The organism is Umezawaea sp. (genome assembly GCF_057122925.1).
Genome location: NZ_DBNGPQ010000166.1, coordinates 17,235 through 37,545, shown reverse-complemented (window position 1 = coordinate 37,545; position 20,311 = coordinate 17,235). Strand labels below are relative to the sequence as shown.

9 protein-coding genes are annotated in these 20,311 nt (G+C 73.5%); 5 read left to right on the top strand and 4 right to left on the bottom strand.

Annotation, left to right across the window (positions count from 1 at the left end; translation table 11 throughout):
* Positions 1-314: 314 nt before the first annotated feature.
* On the bottom strand, positions 315-1,244 hold the full coding sequence (locus tag AC156L_RS37160) for a hypothetical protein (RefSeq protein WP_484407705.1): 930 nt from the start codon (positions 1,242-1,244) through the stop codon (positions 315-317).
* Between AC156L_RS37160 and AC156L_RS37155 the strand changes: the two genes are divergently transcribed.
* Positions 1,231-12,636, top strand: coding sequence for a hypothetical protein (locus AC156L_RS37155; protein ID WP_484407703.1), 11,406 nt, complete (start codon positions 1,231-1,233; stop codon positions 12,634-12,636). The genes AC156L_RS37160 and AC156L_RS37155 overlap by 14 nt on opposite strands.
* A gap of 322 nt (positions 12,637-12,958) precedes the next feature.
* Here the strand turns inward: AC156L_RS37155 and AC156L_RS37150 are convergent, their stop codons facing one another.
* Entirely contained in the window at positions 12,959-13,399 is a 441-nt protein-coding gene (locus AC156L_RS37150; RefSeq protein ID WP_330877885.1) for a hypothetical protein, read from the bottom strand.
* A gap of 765 nt (positions 13,400-14,164) precedes the next feature.
* On the opposite strand from AC156L_RS37150, the gene AC156L_RS37145 reads away from it, so the two are divergent.
* Both AC156L_RS37145 and AC156L_RS37140 read left to right on the top strand, forming a co-directional pair.
* Positions 14,165-15,211: a ParB/RepB/Spo0J family partition protein gene (locus AC156L_RS37145; protein WP_330877884.1), complete on the top strand. Its 1,047-nt coding sequence runs from the start codon at positions 14,165-14,167 to the stop codon at positions 15,209-15,211.
* Between the two features lie 28 nt (positions 15,212-15,239).
* Positions 15,240-15,659 carry a DUF6027 family protein gene (locus AC156L_RS37140; protein ID WP_330877883.1) on the top strand — a complete coding sequence of 140 codons (420 nt, stop codon included), beginning with the start codon at positions 15,240-15,242 and terminating at the stop codon, positions 15,657-15,659.
* Between the two features lie 6 nt (positions 15,660-15,665).
* Here AC156L_RS37140 and AC156L_RS37135 read toward each other — a convergent pair whose 3' ends face one another.
* On the bottom strand, positions 15,666-16,967 hold the full coding sequence (locus AC156L_RS37135) for an MFS transporter (protein ID WP_330877882.1): 1,302 nt from the start codon (positions 16,965-16,967) through the stop codon (positions 15,666-15,668).
* Positions 16,968-17,154: 187 nt separating this feature from the next.
* Here AC156L_RS37135 and AC156L_RS37130 point away from each other — a divergent pair, with 187 nt between their 5' ends.
* Positions 17,155-17,589 (top strand): PPOX class F420-dependent oxidoreductase, encoded by a 435-nt coding sequence (locus AC156L_RS37130; protein WP_330877881.1) that lies wholly within the window; start codon positions 17,155-17,157, stop codon positions 17,587-17,589.
* Entirely contained in the window at positions 17,586-18,719 is a 1,134-nt protein-coding gene (locus AC156L_RS37125; protein ID WP_330877880.1) for an aminotransferase class V-fold PLP-dependent enzyme, read from the top strand. Before AC156L_RS37130 ends, AC156L_RS37125 begins: the two co-directional genes overlap by 4 nt.
* Before the next feature lie 6 nt (positions 18,720-18,725).
* Here the strand turns inward: AC156L_RS37125 and AC156L_RS37120 are convergent, their stop codons facing one another.
* Entirely contained in the window at positions 18,726-20,300 is a 1,575-nt protein-coding gene (locus tag AC156L_RS37120) for a pyridoxal phosphate-dependent aminotransferase (protein ID WP_330877879.1), read from the bottom strand.
* Positions 20,301-20,311 lie beyond the last annotated feature (11 nt).

Genomic DNA, 20,311 nt, shown 5'->3' with positions numbered 1-20,311 from the left:
CCCACCGACGCGACGAAGTCCGGCGGTCCAGCCGGATTCGGCCCGCAATCCGGCGCCACACCACCGGTGCCGACCGCACCGGCTCCGGTGTCGACCGCGCCGGCGGGCACTCAGCCTGCTCCGGTGTTGACCGCGCCGGCGGGCACTCAGCCTGCCCCGGCATCCACCGCACCGGCCGACACCCAGCCGAAGCCCGCTGCCGAGCCCTCGCCGAAGCCGCTGGTCCCGCAACCGTCTCCGGCGGTCACCACCCCGAGCCCGGCCCCGCAGGTAGACACGCAGTCGCCAAAGGCAGCACCCCTGCCCGCAGCGACTCAGCCATCGCCCGCCCCGGTGCCCAACACGCCTCCGCCGACCACCGACACCCAGCCACCCAAGCCGGCCAGCGCCCCACCAGCGGCGACAGAAGCACCATCACCCAAGCCAGCCGCAGCCACCCCACCCTCCGCACCCGCCGCGTCCCCAGCTCCCGCTCCGACCACCCCGGCTCCGGCCCCAGCCACCCCGAGCCCCGCGCCCGCCGCTGCTCCGGCACCCGCTTCTGCACCTGCGACGCCGATTGCCGCGCAGCAGGTGCCCAGCAGTCCGCCGGTCAGCGCCCAACCTGCTCCGGCGGCTCCTGTTGCCGCGCAACAGACGCCGAGCACCCCGCCGGTCAGCACCCAACCTGCCCCCGCTCCGGCACCCACTCCTGGCCCGACGACGTCGGCCGCTGCCCAGCAGACGCCGAACAGTCCGCCGGTGACAGCCCAGCCCACCCCCGCTCCGGCGACGCCGGTCGCCGCGCAGCAGGTGCCCAGCAGTCCGCCGGTCAGCACCCAACCTGCCCCGGCGGCTCCTGTTGCCGCGCAACAAACGCCGAACACCTCGCCGGTGACCACCCCACCCGCACCGGCCGCCAGTTCGCCCACCTCGGCGAACCCGCCCGCGCCCGCCCCGGCCACGCCTCCACCGACCACCCCCGTCGGAACCCCACCCGCCGACACGCAGTCCCCGAAGCAGACCCCGGCAACTCCCACCACCCAGCCGTCCCCGACCACCCCACCGGCCGGCACCCAACCCGCACCGAGCACCCCGGCACCGAGCACCCCCGCACCCAAGCCGTCCGGCCCGTCGGCCACCGTCCACGACTTCCAGGACAGCCGCACCACCGACCCCACCCCGCCGAACGCCCCGAAGTTCCTCCAGAACATCCTCGGCACCACCCCGGCCCAGCCGCAGGTGGTCCCGATGCTGGTGGTCACCCCGACCACCCCGCCCACCAACACCCCAGCACCCTCACCCACCCCAGCACCCGCCCCCACCCCAACCCCGGCACCCACCCCGCCGCCCGTCCCCACACCGGTGCTGCCGTCGCGCGGCAACCTCCCCGCCTTCATCCAGCAGAACCAGGCCCTCGGCACCATCACCGCCTCCACCGTCAACGGCGGCGCGCGCGTCACGGCCGCGGTGAACGGGCTCCTGCCGTCGAGGCCGGGGGTGACGCCGGTCGGGGTGAACGACGTCGAGACGGCGCTGCACCAGAACTTCGAGTCGTTCCTCGACACCGGCCGCAAGTTCCCGATCAAGGTCGGCCGGAACTGGTACGAGGCGACGGTCAAGGCGACCCTCGGCCCGAGCACCGCGCTCACCGTGCCGGACACGAAGACCAAGGTCGACATGACCGTGAACAGCGGCAACGCGACCGCGCACACGGGCACGGCAGGCACGTCGGCCACGGTCGGCGTCGGCGGCGTGGTCTCCGCGGGTGTCGGGCCGTACGGTGCGGCGTCGGTCAGCGTGCCGCTGGGCAGGCCGGTCGAGTCCACCACGGCGGGCACGGCCACCACCGACCAGCGCGCCATCCGCTCCGGCGAGGGCTCGGTCGAGGCGGTCGTCCCGGTCACCTACACCGTGTCGCTGGCCGACGCGCGGAACAACCCGGTCGGCACGCCCGTCACCGTCGCGTCCACGCCCGCCTCGCCGGTCGACGTGACGCTGCACATCCCCGACGACCTCTCCACCATGACACCGCCCGCCGTGGCGCCGACGCCGGTCGTCCCGGCCAACGGCTGGGGCGCGGCGCTGGAGCACCCGGCGCCGGAGGCCGTGGTCGACCTCGACACCGACCTGGCGTTCGCGACCGTCGCGGCGCAGCTGCACCCGTCGATCACCCGGCTCGGCGCGCCCGGCCGCACCGCGCTGCGGAACTTCCTCGACCCGACGACGATCCGCGACAACCTCGGCCCGGCGCTCAACGGCTGGGTCGTGTCGCCGGACCTGGTCAGCCCGCACGGCAGCCGCGCGGGCGTGGTGCGGATGAGGGCCACCCCGGTCAGCGCGGAACTGGTCGGCACCAACCCGACCACGGTGCTGCGCCTGCACGAGTCGACCGCGACGAGCACCGGTCTGTCCTCGTCCACCAAGAGCGGGTTCGACGTCACCGTGGGCGTCGGCGGCGGCGCGGTCGCGCCCACCCAGGTCGGCGGCACGGCGGGCGTCACCGCCGGGTACTCGGCGAGGACCACCGAGTCGTCCCACGCGGGCACCGGTTCGTCGGTGAGGACCGGCGTCCAGATCAAGGGCGACACCGGCCTCTACAAGGTCACCGTGAACCTGGAGGTCCAGACCCCGCACGGGGCGACGATCACCGTGCCCGCCACGAGCTACGTGCGGCTGGGCGTGCCCGAGGCGAGCAGCGCGGGTCTCCAGGTGCCGCCCGGCACCTCGCCGGACCTGACCACCCCGACCCCCACCCCGCGCTTCGCCCCGCCGTACCTGGCGGCGGCCGCCGCGGCGGGCAACGTCAAGGTCGGCCAGTTCGCGCCCGCCAACCAGGTGCAGGGCCAGGTCGAGGACGCGCTGCGCGGCCTGCCCGGCTTCGACAGCTTCCTGCCGAGCTTCGCCGACCCGAACAGCGCCCCGCGCGACACCGGGCGGAACGCCTCCGACCTCGCCGACCAGATGGCCAACCAGCGCAAGCTGACCACGGAGCTGTCGCCGACCGCGCTGAAGTCCCAGATGGACAGCCTGCTCGGACCGGGCGTGCAGGTCCGGTTGAAGAAGCAGGGCCTGGCGACCAACGAGTACGTCAACGTCACGGTCAAGGCCAGGCTCACCAACCCCGTGCACCTCGGCCAGGCCGACGCCCGCAACGTCCGCGGCGCCGCGTCCACCGGCCCCAGGCTGGACAGCTCCACCACCACGCAGAAGGGCTGGAGCGCGGGCGTCGAGGGCAAGGTCGTCATCCCCTCGACCACGGGGAGCACCAGCGCGAGCCCGGCGCCCGCCGCGGGCGCGAAGTACACCAGCTCCACCTCGACGAAGAACGCCGCGGGCCCGACGGTCAGCAGCACCGCCCTGAACGTCGGCAGCCCGAACTCCCAGCTGTTCCAGCACGACGTGGCGTTCGACGTCGAGGTCACGAAGTTCACCCAGAACCGCTCGTGGGTCAAGCGGGTCACGCCCGGCTCGCCGTTCCTGAAGGTCCCGGAGCCCACCACCGTCGCGAAGACCGCGGGCGGGCCCGCGCCCGCGAACGCCGTCGCGCTGCCCGCGATCACCGGCACGGTCAACCTCTGGGTGTCCGACAGCTCCGCCATGACGTCCGACCCGGCCGTGTTCGCCCCCGGCGCGGCCACCGTGGCCGCCGCACCGCCGAACACCACCATCAGCACGGTGCTCACCTCGCCGAAGCCCGCGGTCGAACCGTGGCTGCACGTCGAGGCCGTCGCCAACACCGAGGCGGTGCGCAACCAGGCCATCGCGGCGCTCAACACCGCGGCGGGCGGCGATTCGGCGCTGGGCGTGCCGGGCACCGACGCCCGCAACCGCATCGACAAGCTGTTCAGCCCGGAGAGCATCAAGGCCAACCTGCGCACGCTGGTGGACAAGGGCGTGACCGAGGGCGGGATGAGGTACGGCCGCCGGGTCGCCGACCGCACCGGCGCCGTCGGCGTGTCGGTGTCGCTGAACAACCCGAAGCTGGTGTCCATCTCGGACGACACCGGCACGGAGAACGCCAGCACCGGCGGTGCCAAGGCCGGGGACGGCAAGACCGGCGCCCGGTCGGTCGACCTCACCGCGGGCGTCAACACGCCGATGAAGCCCGCGACCGGCGCGACCGGGTCGGGCGCGATCGGCGCCACCGCGAAGTGGACGCCGTGGTCGACGTCGTCCACCGAGGCCACCGAGATCGGCGGCAGCGTCGACCGCAACCGGGTCACCCCGGCGGGCGGGCGCACCGTGCTCGTCCAGCTCGACGCCGACGTCACCGTCGTGGGGGAGAGCCGCTCGGGCAACACCCTCTACGGGGGCACACCCCGCAGCTCGGCCTCCGTCGTCACGCTGCCGGGCGGCGTCTTCGTCCGGGTGAGCGAGGACACCGCGCGCGGCATGGGGCTGCTGCCCCCGCTGCCCGCCCACACCACGCCGCCGATGGGCGCGATGACCCCGCCCGCGACGCTGAAGCCCGGCGAGCCGGGCGCGCTCGGCCTCGGCCTGGTCGAGTCGGTGCCGAACCTGTCGGGCCTGGTGCCCGAGCTGAGGACCAACCTCGGCGCGCTCGGCACCGACCTGATGCCGCCGTCGGTCCTCAAGGACTCGATGAACAACCTCCAGCGCCTCACCGACCTCACGTCGGACGCGAGCGTGAAGGCGTTGGTGGACAGCGCGCTCGACGGCGGTGTGCCGCTGCTGGTCCACGACCCCGGCGTGTTCGGCAAGGACACCTACCAGGTGACCCTGAAGGCGACGCTGGGCACGCCCGCGTTCGACGGTGTCGTCAACGACGGCGTCGAGATGGAGCACACCACCACCGGCACCGCCAAGTTCTCCCAGGGACAGGGCAGGGGCACGGGCTGGAGCGTCGGTCTCAGGGTCCCCGGCAGCGGTCTGCCCGCGACCGGGAACCCGAACCTGTCCGGTTCCGCGGGTGCCGTGGCATCGGCCACCCTCGGCCAGGCGCACTCGAACTCCACGACCGGCTCGACCACCGAGCAGGTCGGCCACCTGCGCGCGGGCAGCGGTCCCGCTGTCAGGTACACCGTGCCGGTCACCTTCGAACTGGTGGTGGAGAAGGGGAACCAGGTCGTCGGCCGCGCCACCAGCGGCCCGCCGCAGGACATGTCCGTGCGGGTGCTCGCGGACAACCAGAAGGTCGCGGGCGCGACGCCCGCGAACACGGCGGCGTTCGCCCCGACCACCACGCCGCGCCCGGCCGCGCAGGGCGCCCCCGCCACGGCGAACGCCTGGCAGGCCAACCCCAGCCCGGCGACCCCGACCGCCGCCCCCGCCGTGCTCCCGCCGTCCGCGTCGGTGGAGAACCTGCGCGGCGCGCAGGCGCTGCGGGAGGCCGCGGTCAGCGCGCTGACCGCGGCGGGCGCGAACCGGGGCATCACCGGCAAGGGCACCGGCTCCATGAACGCCCTGCACTCCGCGCTCAGCTCGGAGTCGTTGCAGCCCAACCTGCCCGGCATGCTCACGGGTGCGCTGGAGGTGCCCGGCCTGCACGAGGCCGCGTTGACCGCGAGCACGCACGCCGACGTGAAGGTCTACGCCAAGCTGGTCAACCCCCGGCTCGAAGGCCTCAGCGACGGCGTCAACCTGGAGAACCCCAGGACCACCGTCACCACGACCTCCAGCGAGTCCAAGCACAGCGAGACCGGCGACGTCTCCTTCGGCGCGGCCTCCGGCGGCGTGTCGTCGAAGAACCCCGACGTGGGCTTCTCCACCGGCGGCGTCGAGGGCAGGCACGCGAGCGAGGACAGCTCCGCCACCTCCGGCGGCGCGACCGACAACAGGGTCGCCAACCTCAAGCCGCAGGGCCGTTCCGGCCTGGTCACCTACGACGTCGAGTACCGGGTCGTGGCCGACCTCGGCGGCGGGCGCGTCGGCGTGGTCGACCTCCAGGTGCCCGCCGCGGCCCGCGTGCGGATGCCCGCGCCCGAGGTGGAGACCGCGCTCGGCAAGCCGCTGCCGCCCGCGCTGGACACCGCGCAGACCGGGGTGAAGGACGCGGCGGCGGCCTGGCGCGCCGCGGAGGTCGCCTCCGACGCCGTCCGGCACGCCACCGACGAGACGATCAACCGGCTGGCCCCCGACCTGGCCACCGCGAACGCCGACGTCGCCACCCGGCAGGGCGCCGCGACCACCGCGGACGACAACCTCACCGCGGTCCGCGACAGCCTGCCCGCTCTCCGGGCGAACGCGGACACCGCGGCGCGGGCCGTCGCGGACGCGGCCACCGAGGTGGCCACCCTGGCCGAGGCCAGGGGTGCCGCGACCGCCCGTGCCGACCTCGCCGCCGCGGCCCGTGCCGACGCCGACGCCGCCGTGACCGCGCACACCGCCGCGGTCGCCGACCTCACCGCGGAGGTCGGTGCCGCCACAGCCGCCGTCACCGACGCGAACGCCAGGGCCGCCGCCGCCCAGACGGCGCTCGACACCCACCTGAACGCCCCGCGCCCCGCCCCGGTCGAGGGGCAACTGGCCCAGCCCGACCCGGTCGGCCCCCGACTGGCGGGCGAACTGTCGGACGCCACGATCGAGCTGACCACCGAACGGGGACGGCTCAACGGCCTCACCACGGCGCTGACCGAGGCCAGGGGCGAGCTCGACCAGGCCGTGGTCGACCAGGGCCTGGCCGTCGCCGAGGTGAACGCCGCGGCCGTCGCCGTCGCGGAGGCCGACACCGACCACGCCACCGCCGTGACCGACCTCGACACCGCGCGGAACACCCTCGACACCGAGAACGGCAGGCTCCGGACCGCGAAGGACGAGGCCCAGCGGTTGCAGGACCTGCTCGACCTGGCGAACGCCGACCTCGACACCGCGGTCGGCGCCCAGCAGGACGTCGCCGACCGGATCGCCAAGGCCGAGCAGGCACTGGAACGGGCCAGGAACGCCGCCGACGCCCGGCAGCAGGCGTGGTGGGACGCCAAGACCGGCGTCGACCAGCAGGTCGAGGCGTTCAACACCCCCGCACCGCCGGTGGCGGGCGGCTCCACCCCGCCCCCCGCGCCGCCGAGCGGTGGCGCGCCGCCGGTCCCGACCGCCACCCCGTCGCCGTCCGCGGCACCCGCGCCCGCCCCGCGCGGCCCGTCACCGGAGCGGTCGTTCGACTTCGCACCCGGTACGACGGCGCTGAACCCGGAGCAGTCGGCCACCGTCGACGCGCTCGCCGCCGACCTCGCCGAGTCCGCGGGCAAGCGCGCCGACCGCGGCTACCTGCCGCCCGTGGTCGAGGTGTCCGGCGCGAACGCCCCCGCGGTCAAGGCCGCGCTGGACGCGACGCTCGCCGGGGCGGTCGACGTCGCGATCGCCGAGGGCGGCCGTCCCGACGGCGCCGACGTCCACGTGGACTGGGACCTGGAGCGCCCCGAGGGCTACGTGCCGCCCGAGGCGCCGAAGTCGGTCAAGGTCACCGACACGGTCATCACGGCCTCCGGCCCGCGGGCCCCGCACCCGATCCTGTCCGACCAGTCCTGGCGGCACAGCGACGCCCCGAGCGCCGACTGGTCGCGCCCGAGCAACCCCGTGTCCTCCCAGGACGTCCTCGCCGCCAGGGCCGGCGCACCGGTCCGCACCGTGCGGTCCGAGGACGGCGGCCTGCTCAGCACGAGCACGATCGCACCGGGCAAGGTCGACTTCACGGCGTGGCGCGGCCCGATCGCCTACGACAGGCGCAGCGTCGACGTCGACGGCGTGACGGTGCAGGACTTCACCGTCAAGGTGTTCCTCGACCCGTCGAGCACCGCGACCCCGGCCCAGGTCGACGCGGTCAAGGCGCGCACGGTCGCGGGCGTCGAATCGGTGTTCAACCAGGGCCACCGGCTGCCCGGCGGCGACCAGCTCCACGTCACCGTCGAGTTCACCGCCAACCCCGCCGACGCCCACGGCCACATCGCCATCACCGGCCCCGACGGCCGCGCCAACCAGCTCAACTGGCCCGTGGACACCGATCCGAGGCGGCTCGCGCACGAGGTCGGCCACTTCCTCGGCCTCCAGGACGAGTACCGCGAGACCGGTGCGGCCAAGCCGATCTTCCAGCACCAGGACGGCAAGGGCCGCGTCGTCGCCGACAACGGCCCCATGACCGCGGGCATCGACTCGCCGACCATGGAGATCAAGCCGCGCAACCTGTGGCTGATCGAGACCCGCGCCGACGCGCTCGCCTCGCCCAACGCCGCGCCGCCGTCGGCGTCCTACGACTCGCCGCTGGCGCCGCCCAACGCCCCGTCGCCCGACGGGGCGAAGGTGACGCGGGCGCAGGAGGACGCGCTGAACGTGCAGGGCGGCTACGCCTTCGACGTCGGGGCCGTCGACACGCGCACCAGCCTCGTCGAGTCGATCGCCGTGACGCTGGCGCCGAACTCGCCGGACGCCCGGCAGGCCTTGGTGGACGAGGTGAACGCCGTGACGTCGTCGGCGACGATCGCCGACGTGGCGGCGGCGGCCGGGGTGCGCGTGCACGTGCTGGGAACGGACGGGGGGTTCACCTCGCACGGCCCGATCACCGGCCTCCCGGTGCACGTGGTCGAGAACGGCGTCACGGGCGACGGCGCGCGCTACCACGCGACCAAGGAGAACGTCCACATCGGACGCCCCGGTGTGTCCTACCCCGGTCCGACCACGATCCGGCACGAGGGCGTGCTGAAGACGGTCAACCGCGGCGAGTTCGAGATCGAGACGATCGCGGGCCGCCACCAGGTCCGGATCTACACGGCGGTCGTCAACCCCCAGACGATCACCCCGGACGCCGACGGCAAGCCGACGTCGCAGTGGAAGGACATCCAGCAGGACCCCAAGACCGGTGACCTGACCTTCTCCACGGGCAAGGGCGACGGCCCGCTGTGGGCGGGCGCCGGTCGTCCGCAGCGGGCGTTGCAGTGGCTGACGAAGTACGAGCACACCGACGGCGGCAAGCCCGACCTCCAGAACCCCTCGATCATCAAGCGCCCCGTGCTCCGGTCGTTCCTGGTCCCGCTGGACACGTTCAACAAGATCACCACCGAGACGAAGATCGAGGGCGTCGCCGGACCGACGGTGAACGTCGACCAGCGCGGCGAGCCCAACCAGTTCGGCATCGGCGGCGACCACCTCGCCGAGCTGATCAAGAACGCCGAACCCGGTTCGCTGACCAGCTACCCGGCCAACCCCACGGCCGGGTTCGCCCACGAGTCGCTGGCGGGCCGCGTCACGCCCCTCACCGAGATGAAGGGCAAGGTGGGCCTGAGCCCGGACTTCCGCAGCGACGCCGTCGGCAAGGCCTACGACCCGTGGTTCACCTGGAAGCAGGAGTCCGACGGCTCGTGGAAGTTCGACGGCTTCCGCAACGACGCGCACGGGCTGCACGACATGGCCACCCGGTTGCGCGAGCACGACGTCACCTGGCAGCAGGTCAAGCAGGGCGCCGCGAACCGCACCGACGACGCGCGGATCGAGCCCGACCACGAGTCCATCCCCAACCCCCGTCCCGGTTCCGAGGCCGCGGGGCCGAAGGACCTCGGCTTCGACGCCCGCGTCCAGCGCCTCAACCAGTTCCTCAACGAGGTGGGACCGGCGTCGGTCAACGTCCGCAAGATCACCGACGACGTCCTGTCCACCGGCCCCGCCGCGCTGCGCACCCACCTCGCGGGCAACGGCGTCCCGTCCGTCGACCAGGCCGCCTACCAGCGGGCGCTCGACCAGACCGTCTCCGACGCCGCCAGGGACGCCGCGAAGAACGTCGACGCCGCCGTCAAGCAGGTCAAGGGACCGGTCCAGGACAAGGCGGAGCTGCGAACCCTCATCCGCGACGGGTTCAGGGCGAAGAGCGGGCCCCAGCGGGACTTCACCGCCGAGGTGGCGGACCGGATCGCGACCGACTTCGCCGCGAAGGTCAGGGCGCACCCGAGCCTGGCGCTGCTCGACGACGCCAGCCGAGGGCGGATCGCCGACCAGCTGCGCGTCGACATGGACGCCGCGGTCCGCCAGGAACTCGGCAACCTCGACGGGTTGGACGCCCTCGCGAAGGGCGGCAAGAAGGGCGGCTGGCTCAGCGGTCCCCGTGGCGCGGAGTTCGGCAGGCAGGTGGCCGCGAACATGGCCGCGCGCCCCGCGCCGACCGCGCAGGTGGCCATCGACCCCGACCTGCTGGCGACCGTGGCGGAGAACAAGGTGCTCAAGCCGGTCGTCACCGGCGCGCTCGACGCCTTCACCGGGCAGGACCTCCTCACCAGCAGCCCGGACGACCTCAAGTCCGTGGTGTCCGCGGAGGTGCTGCCCGCGCTGTCGAACGACATCGGGACCGCGCTGCGCACGGACCCCGCGCTGGCACTGGCCGACCAGTCGTTCCGCGACACGATGGCCAACGCCGTGGCGAACAACGCCCGCGCCCGCGCGGGCCTCGCCCTGGCCACGTTCACGTTCGACCGCGTCGACCCGGCCGAGGTCGACGCGCTCATGGCCAGGGTGCCCGAGATCGCCACCCAGGCGGAGATCGGCGCGCTCGTCGCCGCCGACTCCGACCGCGCCGCGTTGGACTTCAACACCAGGACCGAGGGCGCGGACCCGTTCCTCAACTCCTACTTCCAGTGGAACGCCGAGCGCGGCCAGGTGTTCGACGCGCAGCGCGCGGCGGGGGACGACCTCAGCGCGAGCATCAACGCTCCCGACCGGGACCCGCACGCCGTCGTCGACCAGCTGATCGCGCGGTTCGGCGAGCTGGACCGGAAGTTCGACGAGGTCGCCACCGCTCCGCAGCTCACGCCGGGACGCGCGGCGGGCCACACCACGCCGTTCACCTTCTACGAGCACTCGCAGATGGTGCTGGGGCAGTACTTCAAGCTCACCGCCGCGGAGGACGCGGACGCCCGGCTCATCCCGGTCGACGCGCTGGCCAAGGCGATCCTGTTCCACGACATCGAGAAGAACAACGCGAAGAACCAGTTCGGCGACGGCCAGGGCAGGCACGACCGCGAGCCCGAGCACAAGCTCGCCGTCGAGATGATGGACCGCTACCGCGGCCTGTGGGCCAACCAGCGCGAGTTCGCCGCCGCGAGGGCGATCGTGGACTCCGACCCGTTCGGCTTCCACCTGCGCGGCAAGATCACCGCGGACGAGGCGTTCATCTTCATCCACGACCTCGCGGGCAAGGTCGACGGCACGAACCCGGACAACCCGAGGAAGCTCTTCGACGAGTTCCACCAGTACTACCAGGCCGACTTCTCGTCCTACACGCCCGACAGCACGTACGTCGACCGCGACGGGGCCACCAGGAAGGGCCCGAACGCGTTCACCGACCGCTTCCAGCGGGGGGCGGACGGCATCGAGCTGACGGGCGACGGGAGGCACTTCCAGTACGCCGGGAACCACGACGTGGCGCGGAGGATGCGCGACCTGGCCGCGATGTTCGCCGACCCGGCCACCGTCGCCGAGCACCACGCGCGCATCACCGGCCAGGACGTGGCGGCGCCGAACGCGCCCGCCCGCGCCGACGCCGAGGCGTACCCGCGGCCGCCCCACGCGCCCGCCACCGAGCGGGTCGCCGTCCCGGAGGACGCGGACCCGGTGGTGGTGACCGCCGAGGCCCGGCGGGTGATGGCGGACATCACCGAGAAGTACGGCATCGAGGTCGACTCCACCGCGGGTGCCTCCGCGGTCAAGGAGTCCCACCCCGGTACGAGCCGGGCCAACCTGGACAAGGTCACGGCCCGCGGGTGGGACCCCAGGGAGCTCAAGGGGCTCCAGGACGCCCTGGCCCACTACGAGCCGATCCTCGGCGCGGCACGGGAGAGCTCCACCCGCGCGGGCCACCCGCAGGAGCTGACCACCGTCGGCGCGGTCAGCCGGGCCATCAGGGGCACGTCACCGTTCCTGCTGGCCACCGGCGAGTACATCGCCTCGCACACCACGGTCACCCTCTACCCGATGGCCGTGGTCGGGAACTCCTTCGGCGGCGGCGCCGGGGAGGTCGAGGCGACGGCGACCCGCGAGCTGGCGCACGGTCTGCTCCAGTACGCGCTCCCGGAGTACACCGCGAGGTTCGGCACCCGGGACACCGACGGCAAGCCGGTGCTCGCCGCGGGCGCCGAGCCGCCGCACCAGAACACGAGGAACGCGGCGGACGACTTCAAGGAGTCCATCGAGTCGCACGTCCTGGGCGTCTCCACCTTCGCCGGGACCGCGCCCGAGCACGCCGCGGCCATCGCCGACCTCGCGGCCCGGCACCCCGACGTCTTCGAGCGGCGGGGCGTGGAGCCGGCCGAGGCGAGGGCCGAGCGCATCGCCGCGGCGCTGTCGGCCGAGCTGGCGGACTTCAGCGCCAGGGTGGGCACGTGGACGCCCGACGGCGGGCCCGACTTCGCGGGTGAGCCGCCCACCACGGGCTACGGCGCCACCAACCCGGACGAGGACCTGGCCGAGACCGCGATGGTCTACTTCCTCGACCCGGACCGCCTGAGGGCTCAGGCGCCGCAGCGCTTCGCGTTCCTCGACGGCCTCGTGGCGGGCTGGCGACCCGACACCGGTCCGGCGGCCCAGCCGCCCGACGTCCCCGCGCGGTCGCCGTGGACCGCGCCCTCCCCGGTGGACCCGGTGCCGTCGCTGGTGAGGGACGACGACGGCCGGACCAGGTCCATCACCGGCGACCTGTTCAGCGAGCCCGCCACCGTGTGACCCGCCGGGTTCGCCCCGGACCACGGCGCGGGGCCGGGGACCGGTCCTCCGTGGACCGGGCCCGCCGAGCTGCCACCGCTCCCGCTCGGCGTCGGGCACCTGTTCCCGGTACAGGGCAAGGGCTTCCGGCCAGGCTTCGCGGGCGTGGTCGTGCTGGCCGAGCGCGGCGCGCGGGTCGCCCGCGTCGCCCGCGTCGTCGAGGGTGTCGGCGACCTCGGCGGTCGGTCGTGCGTCCGGGGGCGGTCGGCGGGCTTGTTCGGTGTTCTCCGCGCGCGGGCGGGCGGTCGGTCGTTCGTGCGTCCGGGAGGGCCGGTCGGCGGGGTCAGCGGCGGCCGGTGGCCAGGACGACGAGGAACTGGCCGCCGCCCGCTTCGACGGTCGCGGTCACCGGCAGCCCCGGCACCAGGCGGGAGAACCGGTCCACCAGCCAGTCCGCGGCCTCGTGGGCGTCCTGTTCGGTGGGACAGCGGGCCACCATCTCGCGGCCCCCCTTGCGTTCCAGCCGTCCGGCGACGGTGATCAGCGGCGCGGGCTCGACGACGTGCAGGCGGTCCGGCCAGGCGATGACCACCTTGACCGCGCCCTTGCGGGTGTTGCACCCGCGGTGCGCGAGCCGTTCGGCGACCTTGGCCTTCCGGTCGGCGGTCCTGGCGTCGACGCTGGGCCCCCGTGCGTCGTTCACGGACATGTCGGGGTCGACCGGTTCGTCGCACACCCAGCACCGCCAGCCGTCGCGTTCGGCCACGTCGTCGAGGAGACTCACCGGAGCAAACTAGCCTGCCCGGTCGCGGTCCCCGCACCGGCCACCGGCTTCGGTGAACCGAAGAGCGTGTCCCACGGGCCAGGGGCCCTGGTCCTAAGCTGATCATGTGGTGGTGGCGGGTCGTACCCCCGAGCGGATCCCGGCAAACAGGAATTCACCGCTGGTGGTGAACTCCGGGTCGAGTGGAGCACGCGTCGCGTGGAATAGAGGGGTGCGGTCGGTGCGGCAAAGTCGGGCCGTCCGCTGAAGAAGTCGGGAAAGATGCCGAAAGTTCATGGTGCCTCCGCGAATAACGGGCAAGTCATTGCGGATTGCTGGACGTCTGCGAATCGATACCCATCTGCGGATGTGTCTGAGGTTCGTGGCCTTGGCCGGGGCGGCACTCTCGCGACTCTGCCGTGAAGCGTTACTTCGGTCGCGAATAGGAGTAAACCGCTGTCCGCCGTTCGGCTTATTGCCTGCATTGGTCAAGTCGCTATGCTCGGGACTTGGATAAATTGGCTTACGAAGTGTCCGGGTAGTGCCTTGTGCAGGCTCGCGTATTTCTCTTGGTGGAGAATAAGTGATGAAACTGCTGTTCTCTTTAGTGTGCCTCCGGGCAGGGCCGTGAATCGATTGGCGATTCTTGGGAGGTCGCCGCGGGCGCCCCGGAAGCACCGTCCGCCCCAGGCCCCCGCCGCACCCGCGTGACCCCGCCGCCGAGCCGCCCGTCCGTGTCCGGTTCGGACCGTCGCACACCGTCACGCACGTCGAGCGGGAGTTCAGATGACACACGCGGGAAGGACGTCCAGGCCGAGCGGGAAGGCGTTCCGGGGGACGGGGAGCACCAGACCGGGCACGCTGCACGCGGCCACCGTCGTGCCGATCGAGTCGCTGGTCGTCGCGGGTTCACCGAGGTCGGCGGGTGAGGACACCGAGCACGCCAGGGTGCTGTCGGAGGTGCAGGCAGACCTGCCGCCCATCGTGGTGGACAAGCGGACCATGCGGGTGATCGACGGCGTGCACCGCCTGAGAGCCGCCCAGATGCAGGGGCGCCACGAGATCGAGGTGTGCTTCTTCGAGGGCGGGGAGTGCGACGCGTTCGTCCTGGCCGTGTCGGAGAACGTCTCGCACGGACTGCCGTTGACGCTGGCCGACCGGAAGGCAGCGGCGTCGCGCATCATGGGGTTCCGGCCGGAGTGGTCGGACCGGGCCATCGCGCTCGTGGCCGGTCTGTCGGCCACGACCGTGGCCGCGCTGCGGCGCCGTCCAACCGCTCGCGTCGCGCAGTTGGACAGCAGGATCGGCCGGGACGGCAGGGTGCGGCCGGTGGACGGGGCCGAGGGAAGGCAGGCGGCGTCCGCCTTCATCGAGGACCACCCCGAGGCCTCCCTGCGGGAGATCGCTCGCTACGCCGCCATCTCGCCGGAGACCGCGCGCGACGTGCGAGACCGGCTCCGGCGCGGGGAGGATCCCCTGCTGCCCAGGCAGCGCGACCCGCGTCCGCGGGTGAGCGGCGCCCCCGCGGTGGGACGCGACGCCGCGCCGCGGCGGGTGACCCCGGCCGAGCAGTCGCTGCTGCTGGAGAGCCTCCGCAGGGACCCGTCGCTGCGGCTCAACGACGTCGGCAGGACCTTGCTGCGGCTGCTCAGCACGCACAGCATCGACCAGCAGGAGTGGGCGTGGCTGACCGAGGGCGTTCCGGCGCACTGCGTGGACCGCGTGATCGCGGTGGCCCGCGAGTGCGCCTACTCGTGGGGCGACTTCGTGGCCAACCTGGAGCGGTTGGCCGAGGACCTGGCCAACCGCGGCGAATCCGACCGCACCGGATGAGCGCACGACGCACGGGAGGCGGTCCGCCGTGACCGGGGTGGAGGACTGGGACGGGGACGAGCCCGTGGTGCGCTTGCGCCGCTGGCGGGCCACGTGGCCCGACGACGACCCGCACGCCAACTTCAAGGCCGAGGTCGTCTCGTACGGGCTGCTCGATCCGCTCACGACGGTGCGCGGGATGTCGGAGAACCTCGACATCCCGGTCGGTGCCATCGCCCGCTACGTGCTGGCGAAGTGGGCCACCGGCGGGAGCGGGGGACTGCTGGAACTCGGCCCGGTGATGGTGCACAGGCTGTGGGAACCCGTCGCCGCGGCCGAGGCCGAGGACAGCGACGAGCGCAGGCTGGCCGCCTACCACCAGCTCCGGCAGATGCTGTCGTGGCTGAGGCTGCCGCTGGAGGACCCGACGGTGTACCCGGCGCAGGACGCGGGTGCCGAGGCGGGCTGACACCCCTCAGCCGACGGTCGACCCCGCGACCTCCCTGTCCCGCACCGGTTCGCCCGCCGCTGTGGCCGCGGGCGCCAGCAGCACGGCGAGGCAGGCGGTGCACGCGATGCCGATGAACAGCGCCGCGACCGGCCAGGAGCCCTCCACCCCGCCGACGAGCGCGGTGGCCACGAGCGGGACGAAGCTGGAGGCCGTCGCGCCCACCTGGTAGGTCACCGCGATGGCGGAGTAGCGGGTGTCGGCGGGGAACCGGTCGACCAGGAACGCCGCCAGGCAGCCGTACGCCGCGCCGTGGCCGACCGTCATCGCCAGCACGAACGTCAGCACGACGAGGAACGGGTCGTCGGAGGTCAGCCACGTCATCGCGGGCACGGCGGTCGCGGCGGTCACCAGGTAGCCGAAGACCATGACCGGCTTGCGGCCCACCCGGTCCGACAGCGCCGCGTAGAGCGGCACGGACACGCACTGCAACCCGGCGCCCACCACCAGGCCCGTGAGCGGCAGGGTGCTCCCGCCCGCGCTGTGGCCGGAGGCGAACGACAGCAGGTAGACGGTGTACACCGAGACCACCGACCCCACCCCGAGCGCCGCGAGGGCCCCGCACACCACGTGCCGCCACCGGGTGCGCAGCACGGTGAGCACCGGCACCCGCCTGATCCGGTCCGCGGCGCGGACGTCGGAGAACTCCGGGGTCTCCGCGATGCCGACGCGGACGTAGACGCCGAGCACGACGAGGACCACCGACAGCAGGAACGGCACCCGCCAGCCCCAGTCGAGCAGGTCGGCGCGCGGCAGCGTCGACACGGCGCCGAACACCACGGTGCTGGCCAGCAGACCGAGCGGGAAGCCGATCAGCGGCCCGCTGCTGTAGAGGCCGCGGCGGCCCCGCGGCGCGTTCTCCACGGCCAGCAGGACGCCCCCGCCCCACTCGCCCCCGATCCCGATGCCCTGGAGCACGCGCAGCACGACCAGCATGACCGGGGCCCACACGCCGACCTGCTCGTAGGTCGGCAGCAGGCCGATGCCGAACGTGGCCACGCCCATGATCAGCAGGGTGAGCACCAGCATGGACTTGCGGCCGACCCGGTCGCCGAAGTGGCCGACCACCAACCCGCCGAGCGGGCGGGCCACGAACCCGGCCGCGTACGTGGCGAACACCGCGAGCGTGCTCGCGGAGGTCGAGGTGGACGGGAAGAACAGCGGTCCGAGGACGAGCGCCGCCGCGGTGGAGTAGAGGTAGAAGTCGTACCACTCGATGGTGCTGCCGACCGTGCTGGCGATCAGCGCCCGCCGTGTGCTCGTCCGCATCGCCGCCATGGGGCCGCCTTCCCGGTCGTACCGGGCACCAGCATCAGCAGCGACCGGCCCCACCGTCAACGACCGTTGCCGGACAACGCCTTCCGGCCCGGTCGCGGGTGGACCGCCCGCGCCGCACCGGTTCGGTGACCGGTCCGCGAGGATCGACGTGCGGGGGGTGTTGGGCCATGCTCGGCGGATGACCTTCGTGCTCACGGCCGCGGCCCGCGCCCTCTTCGACGGGCCGAACTTCGCTGTGCTGTCCACCATCGGCCGCGACGGCAGCCCGCACTCCAGCGTGGTGTGGGTGGAGCGGGAAGTAGACCACCTGCTGCTCGCGACGGTCCAGGGCAGGCAGAAGGAACGCGACATCCGCCGCGACCCCAGGGTGAGCGTGACCGTCTTCGACCCCGCGCGGCCCTACCACTACGTCGAGGTCCGGGGTCTGGCGACCGTCGAGTTCACCGACGCCGACGCGCTCAACGACCGCCTCGCCAGGAAGTACACCGGCGAGGACTTCAAGTACCACCGACCGGGCCAGGTGCGGGTGGCCGTGCGGATCGAACCCGTCCACGCCACCGGGTCCGCGGTCCGGGCCGTCGCGCCGGAACCCACCGACACCGCGGCCCGATGAGGCAGGACGTGGACCCCTTCGCCCGCCTCGGCCTCCGCGCCGTGGTCAACGCCAGGGGCAGGTACACCACGCTCGGCGGCTCGCTGATGGCCGAGCGGGTCCTCGACGCGATGTCGGCCGCGGGACGGTCCTACGTGGACATGTTCGAGCTGCACCGGCGCGCGGGCGCCCGCATCGCCGAGCTGACCCGCAACGAGGCCGCCTACGTGTGCAACGGGTCCGCCGCCGGGCTGTTCCTGGCGACGCTCGCGTGCGCCACCGGCCCGGACGACGTGGCCATCGCGCGGCTGCCCGTCCTCGGCGACCGGGACGAGGTGGTCATCCACCGCTCGCACCGGATGCCGATGGACCCGGCGATCGAGCTGACCGGCGTGCGGCTGGTGGAGATCGGCAACGTCATGCGCACCGAGGCGGCCGAGCTGCGGGCGGCGTTGAGCGCCCGCACCGCGGCCGTCGTGTACATGGCGGGCGACTTCTTCGCGCAGGGGGCGCTCGGCCTGCGCGAGACCGTGGACATCGCGCACGAGGCCGGGGTGCCGGTGGTCGTCGACGCCGCGGCGCTGCTCCCGCCCGCGACGAACCTGTGGCACTTCACCGAGGAGGTCGGCGCGGACCTCGCCATCTTCAGCGGTGGCAAGGACCTCAGCGGTCCGCAGGCGTCCGGGATGATCCTCGGGCGGGCCGACCTCGTCGACGCGTGCTTCCGGCACGGCAGCCCGCACACCAGGCTGGCCCGCGCGATGAAGGTCGGCAAGGAGGAGATCGCCGGTCTGGTCGCCGCGCTGGAGCTGTACCTGGAGACCGACCACGACGAGCGCCTCGAACGGATGGACGCCGTGGTCGCGACGTGGGTGGACCGGCTCGGAGCGCTGCCCGGCGTGCGCGCCGAGCGCTCCTTCCCCAACTCGATGGGACAACCCGTGCCCAGGGCCGTCCTGGAGGTGGACCCCGCGACGGCGGGCCTCGACGCGCGCGAGCTGGCGCGGCGCCTCGCCGACGGCGAACCGTCGGTGCTCGTCCGGATCCGCCCGCACGAGCGGCGGATCTTCCTCAGCCCGGACACGCTCGACGACGACGAGGCCCGGCTGGTCGTCGATCGGATCAGCGCCCTCGTCACCGGGCGGGGGTGAGGGCGGTCAGCCCCGCGTGAGCGACCGGAGCGCGTGGATCGCCGCGGTGAGGCCGCCTGGCTCGCCCGCGGTGGACACGCGGACCCAGCCGCCGTTCAGGCACCCGTTGAGGATCGCCGGGTAGACGGCCACGCACGCGCCCGCGAGGGCCTCGCGGAACCACAGGTACCCGTCGTCGCAGCCGTGCGGCCGCACCGCGATGTTGATCGAGTGGGTCGGCCGCACCACGTCGAAGTCCAGGGACAGCAGGGCTTCCGCCGCCCGGTCGCGCTGCACCACCAGCGCCCGGTCCCGGCGCTCCCGGTCGGACAGGTACGAGCGGTGGGCGCGCCCGAGCGACTCCGCGGTGAGCCCGTAGGTCCGCTCGAACTCGGCGAGCTCCACCCGGCCGACGCCGTCCAGCCCCTCGACGCGCCAGCGCTCCATCCGCGCCATGACCTCGATCAGCAGGTAGAAGACGGAGGCCGGGCTGCCGTAGCTGGTGGAGGCGTACTCGTAGAACTCGTCGACGAAGTCCCGCCCCGCCACCAGCCAGCCGAGCTTGAGCCCCGGCGTGGACAGCGACTTGGACAGGCTCACCACCCGCACGACCCGCGGATCGGCGCGCAGCGCGCTGCGCCGCACGGGACCGAGGCACTCGTGCGCCTCGTCGAGCACGATCGTCGTGTGCGGACCCGCGGCCCGGATCAGCCGTTCCAGCTCCTCCTCCGCCACGGCCGTGCCCGTCGGGTTGGTGACGGTCTGGAGCAGCACCAGCGGTGTCGCGGGCGTGAGCTGCTCGATGAGCGGTCGCAACGAGGTGCCGCCGCCGGAGGCGCACACCAGCGGCACGAGCCGCACCGGGGACCGCCTGGCCACCGCCTCCATGAGCGGCGGGTAGTTGGGCAGCCCGCACAGCGCGGGCGCGGTCTCCTCGGGGCGGTGCGCGGTCGAGGAGGCCAGCACGAAGTCGGCCACCGCGCTCACCCCGAACGTCCCGCCGAGGGTGAGGCAGACGTTGCCGACGTCGTAGGGGCTCCCGGCCACGGTCGCGTTCTCGAACGCCGCGATGGCCTCCCGGCTCGCCCGCCTGCCGCGCGAGTCGGAGTAGCCGTACCAGTCGCGGTCCAGCGCGTAGGACAGGCACGAGCGCAGCGTCGCGGGCAGGCCGAAGCACGTCTCGTCCACCGAGCCAGACGACAGGATCAGGTGCCGGTCCGAGCGCAGCCGTCCGTAGAGGTCGTCGCGGAAGTAGGAGTTGAACAGCTCCTTGACGAAGCGCACGGTCGTCCGCGACCCGAGCACCTCCTCTGCCGTCACCGTCCTCTGTGGTCTGCTGCTCCGCCAGAGGTCCGCGACCCCGCGGCGCCCGCCCGCCACCTCGGCCTCCACCCTGGAGAGGAAGAGGTCGCGCAGCGCCAGGGGATCGGTGGGGTCGGACACCCTGCCGTAGAGGTCGAGCAGCCGGTCGCCGACGGCCGGGTCGAGGTCGTGGCCGCCACCGGGGACGTGCGCCGCGACGGGCGGCGACGGGAACGGCACGGCGGTGGTCTCGGGCAGCCGCGCGAAGAGCGCGGTCGGAGGCAGGACTTCCGCCGTCACGTGGCAGCCTC

Coding starts and splice junctions, on each gene's coding strand:
- AC156L_RS37155 (WP_484407703.1), top strand. CDS start 1,231: ATGCTGGTGGTCACCCCGACCACCCCGCCCACCAACACCCCAGCACCC.
- AC156L_RS37145 (WP_330877884.1), top strand. CDS start 14,165: ATGACACACGCGGGAAGGACGTCCAGGCCGAGCGGGAAGGCGTTCCGG.
- AC156L_RS37135 (WP_330877882.1), bottom strand. CDS start 16,967: ATGCGGACGAGCACACGGCGGGCGCTGATCGCCAGCACGGTCGGCAGC.
- AC156L_RS37125 (WP_330877880.1), top strand. CDS start 17,586: ATGAGGCAGGACGTGGACCCCTTCGCCCGCCTCGGCCTCCGCGCCGTG.
- AC156L_RS37130 (WP_330877881.1), top strand. CDS start 17,155: ATGACCTTCGTGCTCACGGCCGCGGCCCGCGCCCTCTTCGACGGGCCG.